Genomic DNA, 17,284 nt, shown 5'->3' with positions numbered 1-17,284 from the left:
CTACCTTACCGCGCCTGCAGCTGTTTGCCGCGGGTTTCCGGCAGGCTCAGCGCCGCCAGGATAACCACGCCGTACGACACCGCGGAGAACACGCCGATACCCAGGCCCAGCGGCACCTTCTGGCCGAGCACGCCGATCAGCAGCGGGAACAGCGCCGCCACGACCTTGCCGATGTTGTAGCAGAAGCCCTGCCCTGAACCGCGGATGCGCGTGGGGAACAACTCGGTGAGAAATGCGCCCATGCCGCTGAAGATGCCCGAGGCGAAGAAGCCCAACGGCAAACCCAGCCACAGCATCACGCCATCGCTGACCGGCATTTGCGTGTACAGCAGCACGATGACGAACGAGCCCACGGCGAACAGGATGAAGTTCTTCTTGCGCCCGAGCAGGTCGGACAAGTACGCGCTGACCACATAACCGATGTAGGAACCCACGATCACCATGGCCAGGTAACCACCGGTGCCCAGCACACTCAGGCCGCGTTCGCTCTTGAGGAACGTCGGCAGCCACGAGGTGATGGCGTAGTAGCCGCCCAGCGCACCGGTGGTCAGCAGCGACGCGCGCACGGTGGTCCAGAGCATGCCCGGGGCGAAGATCTCGTAGAAGCGCGAAGGCGCCTCGGCGTCTTGGACGGCCTTGGCCTCGCGATACACCTCGGGGTCCCTGACCAGGCGGCGCACGAAGATCACGAAGATCGCCGGCACCAGGCCCAACAGGAACAACGCACGCCAGGCCTGCTCTGCCGGTAGCCAGGAAAACAGCAGCGCGTAGAGAATGGCAGTGAGGCCCCAGCCCAGCGCCCAGCCGGACTGCACCATGCCGACTGCCTTGCCACGGTCCTGGGCACGGATCACCTCGCCGATCAGCACCGCGCCGGCGGTCCATTCGCCCCCGAAGCCAAAGCCCATCAGGGTGCGGGCGATCAGCAGCTGCTGGTAGTTCTGGGCGAAGCCGCAGAGGAAGGTGAAGAAGGCGAACCACAACACGGTCAGTTGCAGGGTGCGCACCCGGCCGATGCGGTCGGAGAGGATGCCGGCAATCCAGCCACCGGCGGCCGAGGCGATCAGGGTGCTGGTGTGGATCAACCCGGCTTCGGTGGTGCTGATGCCCCACAGCATGATCAGCGTGGGGATGACGAAGCTGAGCATCTGCGTGTCCATGCCATCCAGGCCATAGCCGATCTTGCAGCTCCAGAAGGTGCGTCGTTGCTGGGAATCGATATCACGGTACCAGGCCAATGGCCCGGTCGATGAGGGTGGACTGACCTGCTGCTGCACGCCGGTGGGGTTCATGGTTGCCTCGGCTTGTTGGTATTGTTTTACGGGCGACACAGGGTCGCGGCCTGGGCATCATTGTTCAGATGCCACGCCAGCTGCGTCCAACGAGAAAAACCGCCGGTCTGGAACAAGAAAAACTGATCATGAACCTTCGCTTCCTCGAAACCTTCGTCTGGGTTGCCCGGCTCAAGAGCTTCCGCCTGACCGCGGAAAAGCTGTTCACCACCCAGGCCTCGGTGTCCAGCCGCATCGCCGCACTGGAGGCCGACCTGGGCGTGAAGCTGCTGCTGCGCGACTCTCGTGGTGTCAGCCTGACCCCGGAGGGCAGCAAGGTGCTGGAGTATGCCGAACGTATGCTGGAAACCGCCAAGGCCATGAAGCAGTCACTGGACAGCGACCGGGCCAAGGTCGGGCGCATCCGCATCGGGGTGATGGACACGGTGATCCATACCTGGATGAGCGCGCTGGTGGCCGAGCTGAGCGAACGCTACCCGCAGGTGGAGATCGAACTGGTGGCCGACACCGCACTGAATCTGCGCGAGCAGTTGCACAAAGGCTTTCTCGACGTGATCCTGCAGACCGACCTGGTGCGCGAGCAATCGATCCGCAGCCTCGACCTGGCGCGCTACCCGATGGGCTGGATCGTGGCGGCAGGCTCGCTGCAGCAGCGCGACTACGCCTCGCTGGCCGAACTGGCGCGTGAGCGCATCATCACCTTCTCGAAGAATTCTCGGCCGCACCAGGAGGTGCTGAGCCTGCTGAAAGCCGCGGGCGCCGAAACGCCGCGGTTGAACTGCGTGAACTCGGTGGCGGCGATTACCCGATTGCTGCGCGACGGCTTTGGCATTGGCGCGTTGCCGCCGGCGCTGGTGGACGCCGAGTTGAGCCGCGGTGAGCTGGTGCTGCTGCAAGGGCTGCAACCGCCGCCCAGCCTGGAGCTGGTAGTGGCCTGGCAGACCGGGGTGGCGCTGGTGGACGAAGTGGTCGGGGTGTGCCGGCAGGTGCTGGAGGGGTATGCACGGGATGTGGGGGGGCAGCGGATAGTGTTGGTCTGACCCAACTGTGCTGGCTGTGCCGGCCGCTTCGCGGGGTAAACCCGCTCCCACAGGTACTGCATCAACCTCGAATGCCGTGCAAATCCTGTGGGAGCGGGTTTACCCCGCGAAGAGGCCGGCACAGGCTCTGCGAAAATCAGCGCCAGCTCTCCTTCACCGCGCCACGCCGCCCGCCAAGAATCACCCAGCCAATCCCCAGCAACAGGCTCTCGACCACAAAGGCCAGCACAAACCCTGCGCCAATGCCCCAGCCAATTGCCTCGGGCACCAGCAGAATTTGGTAGCTGTAGCCGTTAAGCGTCTCTTCCCGCAGTTGCGGGTCGGCCTGCACCAGCACGTGCCAGGTACGTTCAACCCATGGTCCTTGCAGTGCCTGCCATTCGTTTTCCAGCCGTTCGTTACGGATCATCAGGCTTTCGATGCTGTTGGCGTCACTGAGGAATACCGGGTCGTCGCTGCTGCGGTAGTGCCGCAACAGCGCCTGCAAGTCACCGTTGAAGAAGCGCTCGGCCGTCTGCCGGAAACCATCGAGCGCCTCGCGCGATTCGAACAGGTGCGCCTCGACCCGCTGGCTGTAATCCTTGACCAGCCCCGGGACCTGGATGCCGGCCAGCAGGCCGAAGGTGAACAGCAGCAACCGCAGGTAACTTCTGAACATGCAGCGTCCTTAGCTCTGGCCGTGCGCCACGCATTCGCCGTGCCGCCACAGGGCCCATTGTCCCGGCGCGTAGCGCTGCCAGGTCTCGTTCTCGGTCAGGGCCTCGGTAGCGATGACCGTGACCACGTCGTTGGGGGTGGTTTCGGTGTGGAAATCGACGATCAGGTCGACATCCTTCAACCGCGCTGCACCAAAGGGGGCACGCCGCGTGATGTGCACCAGCTTGGTCGAGCAGAAGCAGAACAGCCAGTCGCCGTCGCTGAGCATGCAGTTGAACACGCCAAGCGCCCGGTAGCCGGCACAGGCTTCGACCAGCACCGGCAGCAGCTGTTCAACCGCAACCGGTTCGGGGAAGCTGCTGCGAATGCGGTTGAGCAGGTCGCAGAAGGCCGCTTCGCTGTCGGTGTCGCCCACGGGCCGGTAAAAACTGGCCTGGCCCTTGAAGTCACCCAGCTGGCCATTATGCGCGAAGCACCAGTTGCGGCCCCACATTTCCCGCACGAAGGGGTGGGTGTTGGCCAGGCATACCTTGCCGACGTTGGCCTGGCGAATGTGGCCGATGACCACTTCGCTCTTGATCGGGTAGCGCTGCACCAGGTTGGCCACTTCCGACTCGCTGCTGGCGGCCGGGTCCTGGAACAGGCGCAGGCCGCGCCCTTCGTAGAAGCCGATGCCCCAGCCGTCACGGTGCGGGCCGGTGCGGCCACCGCGCTGCATCAGGCCGGTGAAGCTGAAAACGATATCGGTGGGAACGTTGGCACTCATGCCCAGCAGTTCGCACATAGGCGTTTCTCCGCTTACAGACGGGGCTCGACCCGGCCACCGCCACGCAGGGCAGGGCGTGGGTCGTCAAGGTAACGGTCCCGGCGCTCGGCGGCGAACGGCGCCTGGGCAGCGAGCGCGTCATCTTCGGCGACCTGGCGCTGGGCTGCGGCTTCGGCCTGGGCGCGGCGCTCACGGGCGCGCTTTTCCAGCGGCCAGCGCAACGCCACGAAGAGGAAGTAGAGGCTGAAGGCGAACATGCCATACATGGCAAAGTCCGACACCGCGCGCCAGGCGTTGTTGCCGACCTTGAAGGCGAGATCCAGCGCAGTGATGGCGATGGCCGGGGCGAAGCTGTCCTTGGCCGGGTCGACGATGGTCGGGGTCAGCAGCAGTACCGCCAGCACCACCCGCAACGGTTCGCGCAGCCAGCGCCACATCCAGCCGGTGAGTTTGAAGCCCACCAGTAGGCAGCCCAAGGCGGCAACCGCGTATAGGCCCCAGGCCAGGGTGTAGTCGTTCTCGGTCATGGTGTTCGTGCAAGCCAGGCAAAGAGATGCCTATGATAAACACTTTTCCGGGCGCAGACAGCGTCTCCCTGTCCCCAGCCAAGAGTTCCCCGATGCCGAACAAGCCTCAGCCCCCCATCGCCCATGCCGACAACGCCACCGACCCCTATGCCTGGCTGCAACAGCGCGACAGCCCCGAGGTGCTGGCTTACCTGCAAGCCGAAAACGCCTACCAGGAAGCCTGCCTGGCCGACCAGGCAGCGCTGCGCGAGCAATTGTTCGAAGAAATAAAGGGCCGCATCCTGGAAACCGACCTGTCGCTGCCGACCCCTTGGGGCCCCTACCTCTACTACACCCGCACCACCGCCGGCGACGAGTACCCGCGTCACTACCGCTGCCCGCGTCCGGCCGACGACGTCAACACCGTCGATGAAAGCCAGGAGCAACTGCTGCTCGACCCCAATGCCCTGGCCAATGGCGGCTTCCTGTCACTGGGCGCGTTCAACGTCAGCCCCGACCACCGCCTGCTGGCCTACAGCCTCGACACCAGCGGCGACGAAATTTTCACCCTGTACGTCAAGGACCTGGCCACTGGCAACGTCACCACCCTGCCCTTCGACGACTGCGACGGTAGCCTGACCTGGGCCAACGACAGCCAGACGCTGTTCTTTGCCGAACTGGACGACACCCACCGGCCCTGGCGCCTGCGCCGCCACACCTTGGGCAGCGATGGCGCGCAGACCGTGTTCGAGGAGCCCGACGGGCGCTTCTTCCTGCACTGCTACCGCACCAGCTCCGAGCGCCAGCTGGTGCTGCTGCTCAACAGCAAGACCACCAGCGAAGCCTGGGTGCTGGATGCCGAAACGCCGCAGGCGCCGTTCACCTGCCTGGCGCCGCGGGTCGAAGGCCACGAATACTTCCCCGACCACGGCCAGCTCGACGGCCAGTGGCGCTGGTTCATCCGCACCAACCAGGACGGCATCAATTTCGCCCTGTACCACGCGCCGGTGACACCGGTGCCAAGCCGCGCGCAGTGGCAGGTGCTGGTGCCGCACCGCGACGCGATCATGCTCGAAGGCCTCAGCCTGAATGCCACTGCGCTGACCCTGAGCCTGCGCGAAGGCGGCCTGCCGATCATCGAGGTACGTCCCCAGGGCTTGCCGGCCTACCGTGTCAAGCTGCCCGACGCGGCCTACAGCCTGTACGTGCAGGACAGCCTGGAGTTCGCCAGCCCGCGCCTGCGCCTGCGCTACGAAGCCCTCAACCGCCCGGCCCAGGTGCGCCAGCTGGAACTGGCCACTGGCGCCCAGGTGGTGCTCAAGCAAACCCCGGTACTCGGGCCGTTCGATGCCGATGACTATGTCAGCGAGCGCCGGTGGGCCACGGCGGCGGATGGCACCCGGGTGCCGATCAGCCTGGTACGCCGGCGCCAGGACCTGGGCCGGACCGTGCCACTGTACCTGTATGGCTACGGCGCCTATGGCGAAAGCCTCGACCCGTGGTTCTCGCATGCGCGCCTGAGCCTGCTGGAGCGCGGTGTGGCCTTCGCCATCGCCCATGTGCGCGGCGGTGGCGAACTGGGCGAAGCCTGGTACCGCGCGGGCAAGCAGGAACACAAGCACAATACCTTCGGCGACTTCATCGCCTGTGCCGAGCACCTGATCGCCGAGGGCGTGACTGCAGCCGATCGCCTGGCCATCAGCGGCGGCAGTGCCGGTGGCCTGCTGATGGGTGCGGTGCTCAACTTGCGCCCCGAGCTGTTCCGTTGTGCAGTTGCCGAAGTGCCTTTCGTCGACGTGCTCAACACCATGCTCGACCCTGAGTTGCCGTTGACCGTGACCGAGTACGACGAATGGGGCAACCCTGAGGAGCCGGAGGTTTATGAGCGGATCAAGGCCTACGCACCGTATGAGAACGTGAAGGCACAGGCCTATCCGGCGATGCTGGTGGTGGCCGGCTACAACGACAGCCGCGTGCAGTATTGGGAGGCGGCCAAGTGGGTGGCACGGCTGCGTACGCGCAAGACCGACGACAACTTGCTGCTGCTCAAGACTGAGATGGGGGCCGGACATGGCGGGATGAGCGGGCGGTATCAGGGGCTGAAGGATGTGGCCCTCGAGTACGCGTTCGTGTTCGGCGAGCTAGGTATCGTTTGAGAGGGCTGGGGGCGCTTTGCGCCCCTTTCGCGACACAAGGTCGCTCCTACAGGGACCGCGCATGCCCTGAATCCCGCGCGATCCCTGTGGGAGCGGGGTAGGCCGGCTGAATTCAATCATCCTGCACCGGCGGCTTCGGCGGGTCCTGGCGTAAGCCCGGCAATGGCTGGTCTTTCGGCGGCCCTGGCACCGGCATGGGCGGCAATAATGGTGCCCCCGGCTGGCTGTCATAGGCCTTGGGCGGTGTACTCGGGGTGATCTGCGGGTACGGCGTGGGCGTTGGCGTACCCGGTGCACCGGGCACTGGTGTGGTCAACCGGGGTGGCGTGCTGGCAGCTTGGGCCATGGGCAGGCCAGCCAGCACCAGCACGGCAAGGATCGCGCGAAACATCAGCAACCTCCTGTCGGGAACCTTCCTACAGGCTACGCCGATATTCCGGTTTTCGCCTGTCCGCCAGCCGTGCAAGCGCGCTAGACTCAGGGGCATAACCGTCATTCGCCTGATCAGATCAAGGGAAACACCATGAGCTCCACCACTTCCGCCGCCACCGCGCGTCTGGACCGAATCCTGGCCGATGCCAAGCGTGACAAGGAAATGGGCTACCGCGACAAGGCCCTGAAAATGTACCCGCACGTGTGCGGCCGCTGCGCCCGCGAATTCTCCGGCAAGCGCCTGAGCGAACTGACCGTGCACCACCGCGACCACAACCACGACAACAACCCGCAGGACGGCTCCAACTGGGAGCTGTTGTGCCTGTATTGCCACGACAACGAGCATTCGCGCTACACCGACCAGCAGTACTTCAACGAAGGTTCCACCAGTACCCCGAGCATCGCCAAGGCCACCCACAACCCGTTCGCCGGCCTGGCTGGCATGCTGAAGAAGGACTGACCATCGATTCGCCACCCGCCGCTACCGGGTAGCCCGTATAATCGCGCTTTTTTGCGAAGGGCCCCGGTACGTGGCAAACAAACGATACAGCTGCATCGGCCTGTTCAACCCCAAGTCGGCGGAAAATGTCGGCTCGGTCATGCGCGCCGCGGGTTGCTATGGTGTCAACTCGGTGTTCTATACCGGCAAACGCTACGAACGCGCCCGTGACTTCGTCACCGATACCAAGCGCGTGCACTACGACATCCCACTGATCGGCATCGACGATCTGCAACGCATCATTCCACTGGGCTGCACGCCGGTGGCGGTGGAGCTGGTGGAAGGTGCCCGACCGTTGCCGGAGTACACCCACCCTGACCGGGCCATCTACATCTTCGGGCCGGAGGATGGCTCGTTGAGCGAGGATGTGCGGGGCTGGTGTGAAGAGACCATCTACATTCCGACCGAAGGTTGCATGAACCTGGCGGCGACGGTGAATGTGGTGCTGTATGACCGCATGGCCAAGGGGCTCAATACCCGTTCGGGGCCCAGGTTCAAATAACCGACTGAACGATGGCGGTGGCCGGCGGGTCAGCTGCTTACACGTCACACGGAGGCCTCGCCATGCTCGATATTCATTCGGCTGCAACATCCAAGGACAACAACGTTCATGGGCTTGAACGCGCCAGTTCGCTGGCGGGTGGCGCCCTGATGGTCAGCAAGGGGCTGCGCCACGGCGGCCTGGTCGGCTTGCTGCAGGTTGCAGTCGGCGGCCTGGCGCTGGCTCGCGGCTTCACCGGGCACTGCGCGACCAAGGCCTGGTGGCAGCGGCACCGGCAGGAATATCACCGCTTGCGCTCGGACATCGAACGCAGTGCTTCCGAACTGCAGGCCTTGCAGGCCAGTGCCGAGGCGGCGACGCGCGGAGTGACGGTGACCGGGAAGGACCCTTTGACCGGCAGTTGAGGCACGTTGGCCTGTGCCGGCCTCTTCGCGGGTAAACCCGCTCCCACAGGTTCACCAGGACGTTGGACGCTTCGCCGTACCTGTGGGAGCGGTTTACCCGCGAAGAGGCCGGCACAGGTAACAGCTTTACTGCAATACCTTGCTCTGCAACACCTCTGACTGCCGCCCCAGCACGTTCTCGCTGATCTGCACGAAGTCTTCGGTGCTGACACCGGGCAGGCGCATCAGACCCCGCACCACATCGTCGAGCGAGCGCCTGGCCTGGGTGTGGATGCGAATTTCCGTGTCCAGCGCCTGCAACAGCATCACCCCGCGCGCCACCTGCGCCGGGCTCGCATGCTTGCCCTTGAGCCGGGTGACCTTGGCGCCGTGCTTGCTCAAACGCGCCTGCCAGGCCTGGTAGCGGTCGTCGCTTATCCCGCCCGAGCGGCGCAGCAGCTCGCTGGCGTAGTAGTCGGTCAGGCTTTCCACCAGCCAGTCGCTGCCGTCACGCCCATGGATCTGCGCAAACAGCTGTACCACTTCGCGCAGCAAAGGGCTGCTGCCGTTCTCGCTCACCATCGGCCGGCCACTGTGCAGGTACAACGACCCGTGCGCGGCAGTCGCCCCGCGCCACATGCCGTCACGGGCGCCGACCAGCAGCAGTTTTGGCGGGTTACGCGGGAACAGTGCCTGCAATTGCGGCCAGACGAAGGTGAGCAAGGTCAGGCTGTCCATGCGCCGCATGCCCTGCCCCACCGGCGCGGCCACCGTCACCTCGGTGTCGCCCAGGCGCGCGCGGCGGCTGCCCAGGTTGCCAGCGAGCATCCAGCCGGTCGGGCGGTCGAACAGGCGCGATACATTGTCGATGCGGAACTTGTCCTTGCCGATGCGTGGCCAGGCGGTTTCGACGCTGTTCCAACCCTCGGGCAGGTCGAACGCCAGGCGCGCCACCAGTTCGGTGCCATCCTGCTGGTCGAGGTGCGCCGGTGGCACCAGTTGGTCACCGAGAAACAGCGCCCATTGCGGGTTGATGCGCGACGCATAGGCCTCGCCCCGCTTCTGCTCCAGCTGCACTCGGTAGCTGAGGCTGGTCTTGCCGGCAGCCGGCTGCCACACGCCACGCTGGCCCTGCGTCTGCCAGTTGCCGTCAGCCTGGAACCCGCTGTAGGTCCCGGCCTTGCCCAGGTCGAAGTCCAGGCTGCGCACGGCACTGCCATCGGCCAACGTAAGGCGGACTTCCGCCTGGCCACTGGCTGGCAGCAGACGCACGTGGTAGTCCAGGTCGACCTTTTTCGCCCAGGCTGGCGAGCAGGCCACAAGGCTCAACAGCAACAACAGCTGGCAACGCATGGAGAAACTCCTTGTATCCCGTACAGCGGGCAGCGCCGGTCAGCTGGCGCGGAAAATCAGGTGGTCTTCCCAGTCGTCTTCGTGCACATCGTGCTCGCTGAGCATACGCCCCGCCTGGGAAATGCGCTGTTCATGGACCTGCTGGCGGTCACCACAAACCAGGTGGTGCCAGGCCGGCAGGTCCTTGCCCTCGCTGACCAGGCGGTAGCCGCAGGTGCTCGGCAGCCATTTGAACTGGTCGGCCTTGCCCGGGGTGAGCTGGATGCAATCAGGCACCTGGGCGAAGCGATTCGGGTAGTCGCTGCACTGGCAGGTGTCCAGGTCCAGCAGCTTGCAGGCGATGCGCGTGTAATAGACGCTATTGTCATCCTCGTCCTCGAGCTTCTGCAGGCAGCACAGACCGCAGCCGTCACACAGCGACTCCCACTCTTGCGGGCTGAGTTGCTCCAGGGTCTTGCGCCGCCAGAACGGGGCGTTTTCAGCGATCATGACACGGATATCCTGCATTCATCTTGGGGCCGCGGCGCGCGGCGGCGCCAGTCTAGAGCCTGGCCATCGGCAAAGCCAGACCGCTTGTCAGGGGCGACGCGAGGCAGTAGCGTGCGGGTTTCCCCTCCGTTTGCAGGAGCCGCCATGAGCGCCAACCCTCGCATAGCCGATTACGCCATCAACGAACAATTCATCAACCGCTGGTCGCCACGCGCCTTTACCGCCGAGCCAATCAGCGAAGAAACCCTGCTGAGCTTCCTCGAAGCGGCACGCTGGGCCCCGTCGGCGTACAACTCGCAGCCGTGGCGGTTCCTGTATGCCCGTCGCGACACGCCAAACTGGGAGCGCTACCTGAACCTGCTGGTACCGTTCAACCGCAGTTGGGCGCAGCACGCCTCGGCATTGGTGCTGGTCATGTCCAAGACCACCTTTGCCGCCCCGGGCACCACGGAAGAAAAGCCGGCGCTGTGGCATACCTTCGACACCGGTTCGGCCTGGGGGCACCTGGCCCTGCAAGCCAGCATCAGCGGCTGGCACACCCACGGCATGGCCGGTTTCGACCAGGCGCTGGCACGCCAGGAGCTGAAAGTGCCGGAAGGCTACGTGCTGCATGCCATGGTGGCGATCGGCAAGCTGGGCGACAAGGCCAGCCTGGACGAAGCCCTGCAGGCGCGCGAAGTGCCAAGCCCGCGCAAGCCATTGAGCGAGCTGGCGGCCGAGGGTGATTTCAGCCTGTAAGGCTTGCACTTGCTGTACTGGCCGGTTCGCGGGTGAACCCGCTCCCACAGGGATTTCCACTGCCCCATGGGGCTTTGCCAGTACAGCCAATACCAGCCTCCCGCAGGACCTGAGGACAGTGGACATCCTGTGGGAGCGGGTTTACCCGCGAAGAGGCCGGCACAGGCATTTCAAAATCAATAGCCCCGCGCGAAGTCCACTTCGCCGCGTAACCCCTGCCCCGCCGCATACGCCCGCAGATTCTCGACAAACAACCGCACCATCGCCGTCGGCGAAGTGGGCGCCGAGCTGTGCCCGGTCAGCAACAGGCCCCAGGCGGTCCAGAACGGGTGCTGCCTGGGCAGTGGCTCCTGGCGGCAGACATCGATCACCGCTCCTGCCAGGTGGCCGTCCTTCAACGCCGCGACCAAGTCAGCGTCGACCACCGCCGCCCCACGCCCGGCATTGATGAACAGCGCGCCGGGCTGGAAGCACTTGAACAGCGCAGCGTCATACAGATCGTGGGTGGCCGGGGTGTCCGGCAGCAGGTTGAGCACATAGTCGACCTGGCCAACCAGGCGTGCCAGGTCGGCCAATGCGGCCACTTCGACGAACGGCGCCTGTTCGCGTGCGCTGCTGGCGACCCCGTACAGGACCACGCCAAACGGTTGCAGGAACTCGGCCACACGCTGGCCAATGTCGCCGGTGCCGACGATCAGCACCTTGCGCCCTTCCAGGGTCCGCCCCGGGCGGTTGTCCCAACGCCGTTCGACCTGGCTGACCAGGCGCGACAGCACCTCGCGCTCGTGGCCAAGCATGTAGGTGAGCATGTATTCAGCCATCACCTGGCCAAAGATGCCCACGGCACGGGTCAGGCGATAGTCCCGCGGCAGGCCCTCGGCCAGCAACGGAGTGATGCCGGCCCAGGTGGATTGCATCCAGTCCGGCTTGTGGCCCTGGCGCAACAGGCTGGCCAGCAGGTCCGGCTGGCCCAGCCACACCGGGCACTGTGGTGCCTGGCAGGCCAGTTCGGCGGAGTCGCCGCTGGTCAGCACTTCCAGTTCAGGCGCGGCGGCATGCAGGATTTCGGCGTATCGAGCATGATCATGCTCTGCAATCAATACACGCATGATCAGGCCGGGTCGTTACGGCGCAGCAACTCTTCGGGCAGGTGCTCGATGTAGTCGTCTTCGGGGGGCGGCATTTGCAGGTGGTAGCCCTGGTTGTCGAGGTTTTCCAGCACCTTGGCGATGTCTTCGCGGGCCAGTTTGCGCTCTGGGGTCAACACCAGGTCGAAGGCGTGCATGGGGGTGCCGAAGAACGGCAGCAGACCTTCGGGCACGCGCTGCAGGCCATCGGCCTTGAGCACGTACAGGTACATTTCGTTCTTGCGTGGGCTCTTGTAGATCGAGCAAATGCGTTTCATCGGGTTTCTCCGGCACCTGCCAGGCTGTCCAGCAGGGCCTGGCCCATACGCTCACGGCGCCAGCCGCGCAGCGAATCGGGCAGTTGATAGGGGCCATTGGGATAGCCGCTCTTGAGCAGCGCCTCCAGGGTTTTCTTGCGCAGCATCAGCTCGGGGGCGATGCCCAGCCGCTCACCTTCGGCCTGGCCGATGGCACGCAACTGCTTGAGGACGCCGGCGGCCTCGATCGGCAGCGGCTCGGGCAAGGCTGGTGGCCACTGCTCGGGTGGCAGGCTGGCGGCACGCTTGATCAGCTGGACCAGGAACTCACCGTCCTGGCGGATGGTGCGCGGGTGCATCTCGTCGATCCTGGCCAGCGCCGACAGGTTGTTCGGCTGGCTCTTGGCCATGGGCCATAGCGAGTGCTCCTTGAGGATGCGGTTGCGCGGCACATCGCGGTTGCGCGCTTCGCGTTCACGCCAGGCGCACAGTTCACGCAGCACCGCCAGTTGCTGGGGGGCCAGCTTCCAGGCCAGCTTGACGTCGCGGTACAGGCTTTCCGGTTCGACTTCGCGGCGCAGCTGGGCGACCAGCTCGGCGCCGTCTTCCAGCACCCAGGCGTACTTGTCATCGGACAGGCGTGGACGCAACTGGCTGAACAGCTCGGCCAGGTGCACGGCATCCTCGGCGGCATAGCTGACCTGGGTGTCGGAGAGTGGACGCTGCAGCCAGTCGGAGCGGGTTTCGCCCTTGGGCAGCTCGATGCCCAGCACGTCCTGCACCAGGCGCGAGTAGCCCATCGAGAAGCCCAGGTTCAGGTAGCCGGCGGCCAACTGCGTGTCGAACAGCGGCTGGGGCAACTTGCCGGTCAGGCGCAGCAGGACTTCGAGGTCTTCGCTGCAGGCATGCAGCACCTTGACCACGCCGTTGTCCTCGAGCAGCTCGGCCAAGGGTTGCCAGTTGCCGATCAACAGCGGGTCGATCAGGAAGGCACGCTGGCCGTCGCCGATCTGGATCAGCCCGGCCCTGGGGTAAAAGGTGTCTACCCGCATGAATTCGGTGTCGACGGCGACGAAGGGCAGTTCGTGCCAGTTCCGGCAGTGTTCGGCCAGGCTCTGGTCGTCACGGATCCAGTGTATTTCGATGGCCACGAGGCTCTCCCACTAACATTGGCGCGCAGTATATACGGCGCGGGCACTGCTGGTGAAACCCGGGCCATCCTTGATATCGATCAGTGGTGCTGTTGTGTGCGTAGGGTATGTGCAGGAGCGGCCTGGCGCCGTTGGCTTCAGCGTTTGGCCGCTAGCCATGGGCGGCAGCTGGTGAACAGGTCGAGCGACCGCTGGTAGACCTCAGTGTGCACCTGCAACAGGCCAAGCATCGAGTGGAACAGGTTGTCCTGCGACAACGGGGCGTCGCTGAGCCTGGCCAGGCAGTCGGTATCAATGCCGAAGTCGTTCTTGTAGCTGTCGGAGAACCAGGTCAGCAGCGGCACGTGCTTCTGCTGCTCGGGGGCGATGGCGTAGGGCGTGCCGTGCAGGAACAGGTTGTATTCACCCAGTGACTCGCCATGGTCGGACAGGTAGATCATTGCCGTGTCGACCTTGTCCTGCTTGCTGCGCAGGGTATCAATCAGCGCGGCCAGCACCTTGTCGGTATAGGCCAGGGTGTTGTCGTAGCCGTTGACGATTTCCTGCTCGCTGCACTGGTCCAAGGCATTGCTCTGGCACACCGGGGCAAAGCGCTGGTCGGCAGCCGGGTAGCGCTTGAAGTATTCCGGGCCATGGCTGCCCATCTGGTGCAGCACCAGCACGGTGTCCCTGTCGAGGTTGTCGATCAGTTCGCCCAGGCCCTGCAGCAGGATCTGGTCATGGCACTCGCCGTCCGCGCACAGCTGCGGGTCCTTGAGGTTGCTGACATCGATGAACTGCACACGGTCGCAGGTGCCCTTGCAGCCCGACTGGTTGTCGCGCCATTGCACGGCCAGGCCGGCACGCTGGAGGATGTCCAGCAACCCTTCGCGGTTCTTCGCCACGCGGGCATCGTAGTCCTTGCGCTGCATGCCGGAGAACATGCACGGCACCGAGACGGCGGTTTCCGTGCCGCAGGAGTGCACATCGGAGAACGCCAGCAGGCCCTGCTCGTGGGCAAGGTTCGGCGTAGTGTCGCGGTCATAGCCCAGCACGCCGAAATGGTCTGCCCGCGCACTTTCGCCCACCACCAGCACGGTCAGCGACTTGCGCTCATGTTTTTGCCAGGCGGCATCGCGCCTGGCATCTTCGCCGTAATGCTGGAAGGGCTGCGCAGCGGCACCGACGCGCTCGCTGACATAACCGAAGGACGCCCCGACGATATTGCTGGGGGTGAGCATCAGGCGCAGTTCGTGGTGATTGCGAAACAGTGACGACAGACCCTGATAGTTGACCAGTGCCACCGAACCCAGGGCGACCACACAGGCGCCGCCGACTACCAGTTTGCCAAACAGCTCGCGGTGCCAGGCGCGGTAGGCAATCGGCGCCTTCCACACCAGGATCGACGGCAGCACACCCAGGCCGAGGACATACAAGGCAAATTTCAGCGAGAGCAAGTCACGCACTTCCGCCACATTGGTTTCGGCAATATTGCGAAACATGCCCGCATCGATAAGTACGCCGTACCGGTTCATGAAGTAGGCAACACCGGCGCCACTCAGGAACAACAAGATCAATACCGGCTTCAATATGAAGCGAAACGCCAACACGGTCAGGATCAGGTTGAACGCGAACAGCATCATCACGGCAAACGCCAGACCCAGCCACAGCCCCGGCAAGCCGGGCGGAACGACCTGTTCGAGATGATGCCAGAGGAAGTAGTTGAAGCCGATCAGCAGGTAAAGGCTGGCCAGCAGCGTGACCCATTCGGTCCGCAGGGATTTGAAGTTCGGCATCAGCGTTCGCATTCAGGAATAATGACCCCGAGGGGCCTGGTGGCACCGCGGAAACTTGGCCGAACTCTAGAAACCGCACCATCAATTTTTTGTGAAAAAGACGCCAACAAATCCGTTAGCGGGCGCCTTCACCATTAAAAGAAGTTCATGAAACCGCGCGTCAGCCTGGCAGGCGCAGCTTGGTGTAGGGTTCGCGATCGATATCCAGTACTTCCACGCACAGCTGGATATCCAGCCCGGGCCGCTCGGGGATGGCTTCACGCAGTACTTCCAGCAGGCTGCTGGAGAGCAGCGCCTTCACCTCGGGCGAACGCCCGCTGAGAATCGCCAGGCGCACATGGGCGAAGGCCCGCTCGCCCGGCGAGGTGCCCACCCGAAAGTGCCTGAAGGATTCGGCACGGCTCTTGATATCCGCCTCGTCGGCGAACTGGCCACTGCCGACCAGGGCGTGATTCAGGCGCAGCAGCAGCATGTCGACGTTGAGTTCGCGCAGGTTGTCGCTGTATTCCAGGTTCAGGTGAGGCATGGCGCAGGGTCCGGGTCGCGGGGAGATGCGACAGCCTACCCCAGTCCCCTACCTGCGCAAAGCCGGCTATCCTCAAAGGTCAGGACCATTCGCCAACCCCGACAGAGGTGAAGAAATGCCAGTTCCGCATGATCTGCTCGCTGACCTGCACGTTACCGCTGATGCATTCCAGGCGCTCATGGACAAGGACCAGACGCTGCTCGCACTGCACAAGGAGTACAACGCCAAGGACAAAGAGGTGCTTGCCGCCGAAGGCAACGGTACCAACGACGAGGCCGTCAACCGCTTGCGCAGGGAGCGGTTGCTGATCAAGGACAAGATCGAACGGATCATTCACCCGCCCAAATCCTGACTGAACAAACCCATTGAATTCACCGGCCTCTTCGCGGGTTTACCCGCGAAGAGGCCAGCAGCCCTCACATAGCAGCCGCAGCCTTCAGTGCCCCATCCAGGTCCTCGACCAGGTCGCGGTAATCTTCGATGCCCACCGACAACCGCAACAGGTTCTCGCTGATCCCCATCACGCCTTTCTGCTCCGGGCTCAGCGAGCAGTGCGACATGCTCCAGGAATGGTTGATCATGCTTTCCACCCCGCCCAGCGAGTCGGCCAGCACGAAAATCTGCAGCGCCTCCACCAGCCGGTTGAGTGCGGCACGGTCGCCCTTGACCTTCATTGCCACCACTGCCCCGCCACTGCGCATCTGCCGCTTGCACAGTTCGTGCTGCGGGTGGCTTTCCAGCCCCGGGTAGTACACCTGTTCGACCTGCGCGTGGCTTTCGAGGAAGCGCGCCACCTGCAGGGCGTTGGCACACTGGCGCTCCATGCGCACATCCAGGGTCTTCAGCCCGCGCAGGGCCAGGTAGCAGTCGAACGGCCCCTGCACGCCGCCAATCGCCATGCTGATCCGGCGCAGGCGCGCCAGCAGTGCATCATTGGCGGCTACCACCACGCCACCGGTCAGGTCGGAATGGCCGCCGATGTACTTGCTTGCCGAGTGCATGACCAGGTCCACGCCCAGGGTGATGGGGCGTTGGTTCCACGGGGAACAGAAGGTGTTGTCGATGCAGGTGAGGATGCCCCGCGCCTTGGCCAGGTCGCACACAGCCTTGATATCGACCAGGTGCAACAACGGGTTGGTCGGCGATTCGATCCAGATCAGCTGGGTTTCCGGCCGGATGGCAGCGGCCACCGCCTCAAGATCGTTGAGGTCGACGTAGGTGGTGGTCAGGCCCGAGCTGCGGCTACGGTAGTCTTCGAGAATACGGAAGGTGCCGCCGTAGACGCCGTTCATCACCACCACATGGGCATCTTTTGGCAACAACTCCAGCACGGTGGCAGTGGCGTTCACGCCCGAGGCACAGGCGACCGCGCCAACACCCTCTTCCAGGGCGGCGACACAGGTTTCGTAGGCATGCCGGGTGGGGTTGCCAACCCGGCTGTAGGAGTATTCCGGCTTGTCATCCAGGCTGCGTTTGGTGAACGAGCTGGCGGTCACGATCGCCGGGAAAATGGCGTTCTCAGCAACACTGAACTGCTCGCCGGCATGAATGGTACGGGTGGCGAAATTACGCGGCTTGTCGGACATGGTCAGGCCCATCGGCAGAATGAAAGGCGTCACTATCGCACAACCCAAA

At 64.3% G+C, this 17,284-nt stretch carries 20 protein-coding genes; 7 read left to right on the top strand and 13 right to left on the bottom strand.

Going from position 1 to position 17,284, the window contains the following annotated elements:
* Positions 1-5 precede the first annotated feature (5 nt).
* The gene (locus ACVWZT_RS15495) at positions 6-1,292 is read right to left on the bottom strand and encodes an MFS transporter (RefSeq protein ID WP_457470139.1); all 1,287 of its coding nucleotides are present in this window, start codon (positions 1,290-1,292) and stop codon (positions 6-8) included.
* A gap of 128 nt (positions 1,293-1,420) precedes the next feature.
* Here ACVWZT_RS15495 and ACVWZT_RS15490 point away from each other — a divergent pair, with 128 nt between their 5' ends.
* Positions 1,421-2,332 carry a LysR family transcriptional regulator gene (locus ACVWZT_RS15490; RefSeq protein WP_457470137.1) on the top strand — a complete coding sequence of 304 codons (912 nt, stop codon included), beginning with the start codon at positions 1,421-1,423 and terminating at the stop codon, positions 2,330-2,332.
* A 136-nt stretch (positions 2,333-2,468) separates the two neighbouring features.
* On the opposite strand, the gene ACVWZT_RS15485 is transcribed toward ACVWZT_RS15490, so the two are convergent.
* From ACVWZT_RS15485 to ACVWZT_RS15475, 3 genes are read right to left on the bottom strand one after another with little or no spacing between them, the layout of a single operon-like run.
* Positions 2,469-2,990, bottom strand: a complete 522-nt coding sequence (locus ACVWZT_RS15485) for a DUF2937 family protein (protein WP_289131064.1) — start codon at positions 2,988-2,990, stop codon at positions 2,469-2,471.
* A gap of 9 nt (positions 2,991-2,999) precedes the next feature.
* Positions 3,000-3,773 carry a class II glutamine amidotransferase gene (locus tag ACVWZT_RS15480; protein WP_296230605.1) on the bottom strand — a complete coding sequence of 258 codons (774 nt, stop codon included), beginning with the start codon at positions 3,771-3,773 and terminating at the stop codon, positions 3,000-3,002.
* 14 nt (positions 3,774-3,787) lie between these two features.
* Positions 3,788-4,282 (bottom strand): MFS transporter, encoded by a 495-nt coding sequence (locus ACVWZT_RS15475; RefSeq protein ID WP_296230607.1) that lies wholly within the window; start codon positions 4,280-4,282, stop codon positions 3,788-3,790.
* 92 nt (positions 4,283-4,374) lie between these two features.
* Here ACVWZT_RS15475 and ACVWZT_RS15470 point away from each other — a divergent pair, with 92 nt between their 5' ends.
* Positions 4,375-6,417, top strand: coding sequence for a S9 family peptidase (locus tag ACVWZT_RS15470; RefSeq protein WP_457470134.1), 2,043 nt, complete (start codon positions 4,375-4,377; stop codon positions 6,415-6,417).
* Positions 6,418-6,529: 112 nt separating this feature from the next.
* Here the strand turns inward: ACVWZT_RS15470 and ACVWZT_RS15465 are convergent, their stop codons facing one another.
* Positions 6,530-6,808, bottom strand: a complete 279-nt coding sequence (locus ACVWZT_RS15465; RefSeq protein ID WP_457470132.1) for a hypothetical protein — start codon at positions 6,806-6,808, stop codon at positions 6,530-6,532.
* 132 nt (positions 6,809-6,940) lie between these two features.
* Between ACVWZT_RS15465 and ACVWZT_RS15460 the strand changes: the two genes are divergently transcribed.
* The 3 genes from ACVWZT_RS15460 to ACVWZT_RS15450 all read left to right on the top strand — a co-directional run bounded on the left by ACVWZT_RS15460 (position 6,941) and on the right by ACVWZT_RS15450 (position 8,254).
* Positions 6,941-7,309 carry a YajD family HNH nuclease gene (locus ACVWZT_RS15460; RefSeq protein WP_457470130.1) on the top strand — a complete coding sequence of 123 codons (369 nt, stop codon included), beginning with the start codon at positions 6,941-6,943 and terminating at the stop codon, positions 7,307-7,309.
* A 70-nt stretch (positions 7,310-7,379) separates the two neighbouring features.
* The gene (locus ACVWZT_RS15455) at positions 7,380-7,850 is read left to right on the top strand and encodes an RNA methyltransferase (RefSeq protein ID WP_225778824.1); all 471 of its coding nucleotides are present in this window, start codon (positions 7,380-7,382) and stop codon (positions 7,848-7,850) included.
* Positions 7,851-7,912: 62 nt separating this feature from the next.
* Positions 7,913-8,254 (top strand): YgaP family membrane protein, encoded by a 342-nt coding sequence (locus tag ACVWZT_RS15450; protein ID WP_296230617.1) that lies wholly within the window; start codon positions 7,913-7,915, stop codon positions 8,252-8,254.
* Positions 8,255-8,380: 126 nt separating this feature from the next.
* Here ACVWZT_RS15450 and ACVWZT_RS15445 read toward each other — a convergent pair whose 3' ends face one another.
* Positions 8,381-9,586, bottom strand: coding sequence for a hypothetical protein (locus ACVWZT_RS15445; protein WP_457470127.1), 1,206 nt, complete (start codon positions 9,584-9,586; stop codon positions 8,381-8,383).
* A 39-nt stretch (positions 9,587-9,625) separates the two neighbouring features.
* The gene (locus ACVWZT_RS15440; protein ID WP_296230618.1) at positions 9,626-10,075 is read right to left on the bottom strand and encodes a YcgN family cysteine cluster protein; all 450 of its coding nucleotides are present in this window, start codon (positions 10,073-10,075) and stop codon (positions 9,626-9,628) included.
* A 144-nt stretch (positions 10,076-10,219) separates the two neighbouring features.
* Between ACVWZT_RS15440 and ACVWZT_RS15435 the strand changes: the two genes are divergently transcribed.
* Positions 10,220-10,813 carry a nitroreductase family protein gene (locus ACVWZT_RS15435; protein ID WP_296230619.1) on the top strand — a complete coding sequence of 198 codons (594 nt, stop codon included), beginning with the start codon at positions 10,220-10,222 and terminating at the stop codon, positions 10,811-10,813.
* A gap of 176 nt (positions 10,814-10,989) precedes the next feature.
* Here the strand turns inward: ACVWZT_RS15435 and ACVWZT_RS15430 are convergent, their stop codons facing one another.
* The 5 genes from ACVWZT_RS15430 to ACVWZT_RS15410 all read right to left on the bottom strand — a co-directional run bounded on the left by ACVWZT_RS15430 (position 10,990) and on the right by ACVWZT_RS15410 (position 15,649).
* Entirely contained in the window at positions 10,990-11,922 is a 933-nt protein-coding gene (locus ACVWZT_RS15430; protein ID WP_296230620.1) for a D-2-hydroxyacid dehydrogenase, read from the bottom strand.
* Between the two features lie 2 nt (positions 11,923-11,924).
* Positions 11,925-12,218 carry a YcgL domain-containing protein gene (locus tag ACVWZT_RS15425; protein WP_170031445.1) on the bottom strand — a complete coding sequence of 98 codons (294 nt, stop codon included), beginning with the start codon at positions 12,216-12,218 and terminating at the stop codon, positions 11,925-11,927.
* A complete protein-coding gene (rnd, locus tag ACVWZT_RS15420) occupies positions 12,215-13,348 on the bottom strand; it encodes a ribonuclease D (RefSeq protein ID WP_296230622.1) in 1,134 nt (377 codons plus the stop codon). The genes ACVWZT_RS15425 and rnd overlap by 4 nt, the downstream gene beginning before the upstream one ends.
* Before the next feature lie 137 nt (positions 13,349-13,485).
* Positions 13,486-15,123, bottom strand: coding sequence for a phosphoethanolamine transferase (locus ACVWZT_RS15415; RefSeq protein ID WP_457470124.1), 1,638 nt, complete (start codon positions 15,121-15,123; stop codon positions 13,486-13,488).
* 160 nt (positions 15,124-15,283) lie between these two features.
* A complete protein-coding gene (locus tag ACVWZT_RS15410) occupies positions 15,284-15,649 on the bottom strand; it encodes a 5-carboxymethyl-2-hydroxymuconate Delta-isomerase (protein ID WP_296230626.1) in 366 nt (121 codons plus the stop codon).
* 115 nt (positions 15,650-15,764) lie between these two features.
* Here ACVWZT_RS15410 and ACVWZT_RS15405 point away from each other — a divergent pair, with 115 nt between their 5' ends.
* Complete coding sequence (locus ACVWZT_RS15405; RefSeq protein WP_296230628.1) at positions 15,765-16,001, top strand: YdcH family protein; 237 nt, start codon at positions 15,765-15,767, stop codon at positions 15,999-16,001.
* Between the two features lie 64 nt (positions 16,002-16,065).
* On the opposite strand, the gene ACVWZT_RS15400 is transcribed toward ACVWZT_RS15405, so the two are convergent.
* The gene (locus ACVWZT_RS15400; protein ID WP_296230635.1) at positions 16,066-17,247 is read right to left on the bottom strand and encodes a trans-sulfuration enzyme family protein; all 1,182 of its coding nucleotides are present in this window, start codon (positions 17,245-17,247) and stop codon (positions 16,066-16,068) included.
* Positions 17,248-17,284 lie beyond the last annotated feature (37 nt).

The organism is Pseudomonas sp. TE21394 (genome assembly GCF_054057835.1).
Note: the sequence above shows the minus strand (reverse complement) of the source record. Positions and strands in the feature narration are given on the sequence as shown.

What these genes read in the sequence shown, in the direction of transcription:
- ACVWZT_RS15440 (WP_296230618.1), bottom strand. Translation starts at nt 10,075, where the DNA reads ATGATCGCTGAAAACGCCCCGTTCTGGCGGCGCAAGACCCTGGAGCAA.
- ACVWZT_RS15460 (WP_457470130.1), top strand. Translation starts at nt 6,941, where the DNA reads ATGAGCTCCACCACTTCCGCCGCCACCGCGCGTCTGGACCGAATCCTG.
- ACVWZT_RS15450 (WP_296230617.1), top strand. Translation starts at nt 7,913, where the DNA reads ATGCTCGATATTCATTCGGCTGCAACATCCAAGGACAACAACGTTCAT.
- ACVWZT_RS15410 (WP_296230626.1), bottom strand. Translation starts at nt 15,649, where the DNA reads ATGCCTCACCTGAACCTGGAATACAGCGACAACCTGCGCGAACTCAAC.
- ACVWZT_RS15490 (WP_457470137.1), top strand. Translation starts at nt 1,421, where the DNA reads ATGAACCTTCGCTTCCTCGAAACCTTCGTCTGGGTTGCCCGGCTCAAG.
- ACVWZT_RS15425 (WP_170031445.1), bottom strand. Translation starts at nt 12,218, where the DNA reads ATGAAACGCATTTGCTCGATCTACAAGAGCCCACGCAAGAACGAAATG.
- ACVWZT_RS15475 (WP_296230607.1), bottom strand. Translation starts at nt 4,282, where the DNA reads ATGACCGAGAACGACTACACCCTGGCCTGGGGCCTATACGCGGTTGCC.
- ACVWZT_RS15430 (WP_296230620.1), bottom strand. Translation starts at nt 11,922, where the DNA reads ATGCGTGTATTGATTGCAGAGCATGATCATGCTCGATACGCCGAAATC.
- ACVWZT_RS15470 (WP_457470134.1), top strand. Translation starts at nt 4,375, where the DNA reads ATGCCGAACAAGCCTCAGCCCCCCATCGCCCATGCCGACAACGCCACC.
- ACVWZT_RS15495 (WP_457470139.1), bottom strand. Translation starts at nt 1,292, where the DNA reads ATGAACCCCACCGGCGTGCAGCAGCAGGTCAGTCCACCCTCATCGACC.
- ACVWZT_RS15465 (WP_457470132.1), bottom strand. Translation starts at nt 6,808, where the DNA reads ATGTTTCGCGCGATCCTTGCCGTGCTGGTGCTGGCTGGCCTGCCCATG.
- ACVWZT_RS15485 (WP_289131064.1), bottom strand. Translation starts at nt 2,990, where the DNA reads ATGTTCAGAAGTTACCTGCGGTTGCTGCTGTTCACCTTCGGCCTGCTG.
- ACVWZT_RS15415 (WP_457470124.1), bottom strand. Translation starts at nt 15,123, where the DNA reads ATGCCGAACTTCAAATCCCTGCGGACCGAATGGGTCACGCTGCTGGCC.
- ACVWZT_RS15435 (WP_296230619.1), top strand. Translation starts at nt 10,220, where the DNA reads ATGAGCGCCAACCCTCGCATAGCCGATTACGCCATCAACGAACAATTC.
- ACVWZT_RS15400 (WP_296230635.1), bottom strand. Translation starts at nt 17,247, where the DNA reads ATGGGCCTGACCATGTCCGACAAGCCGCGTAATTTCGCCACCCGTACC.
- ACVWZT_RS15405 (WP_296230628.1), top strand. Translation starts at nt 15,765, where the DNA reads ATGCCAGTTCCGCATGATCTGCTCGCTGACCTGCACGTTACCGCTGAT.
- ACVWZT_RS15445 (WP_457470127.1), bottom strand. Translation starts at nt 9,586, where the DNA reads ATGCGTTGCCAGCTGTTGTTGCTGTTGAGCCTTGTGGCCTGCTCGCCA.
- ACVWZT_RS15480 (WP_296230605.1), bottom strand. Translation starts at nt 3,773, where the DNA reads ATGTGCGAACTGCTGGGCATGAGTGCCAACGTTCCCACCGATATCGTT.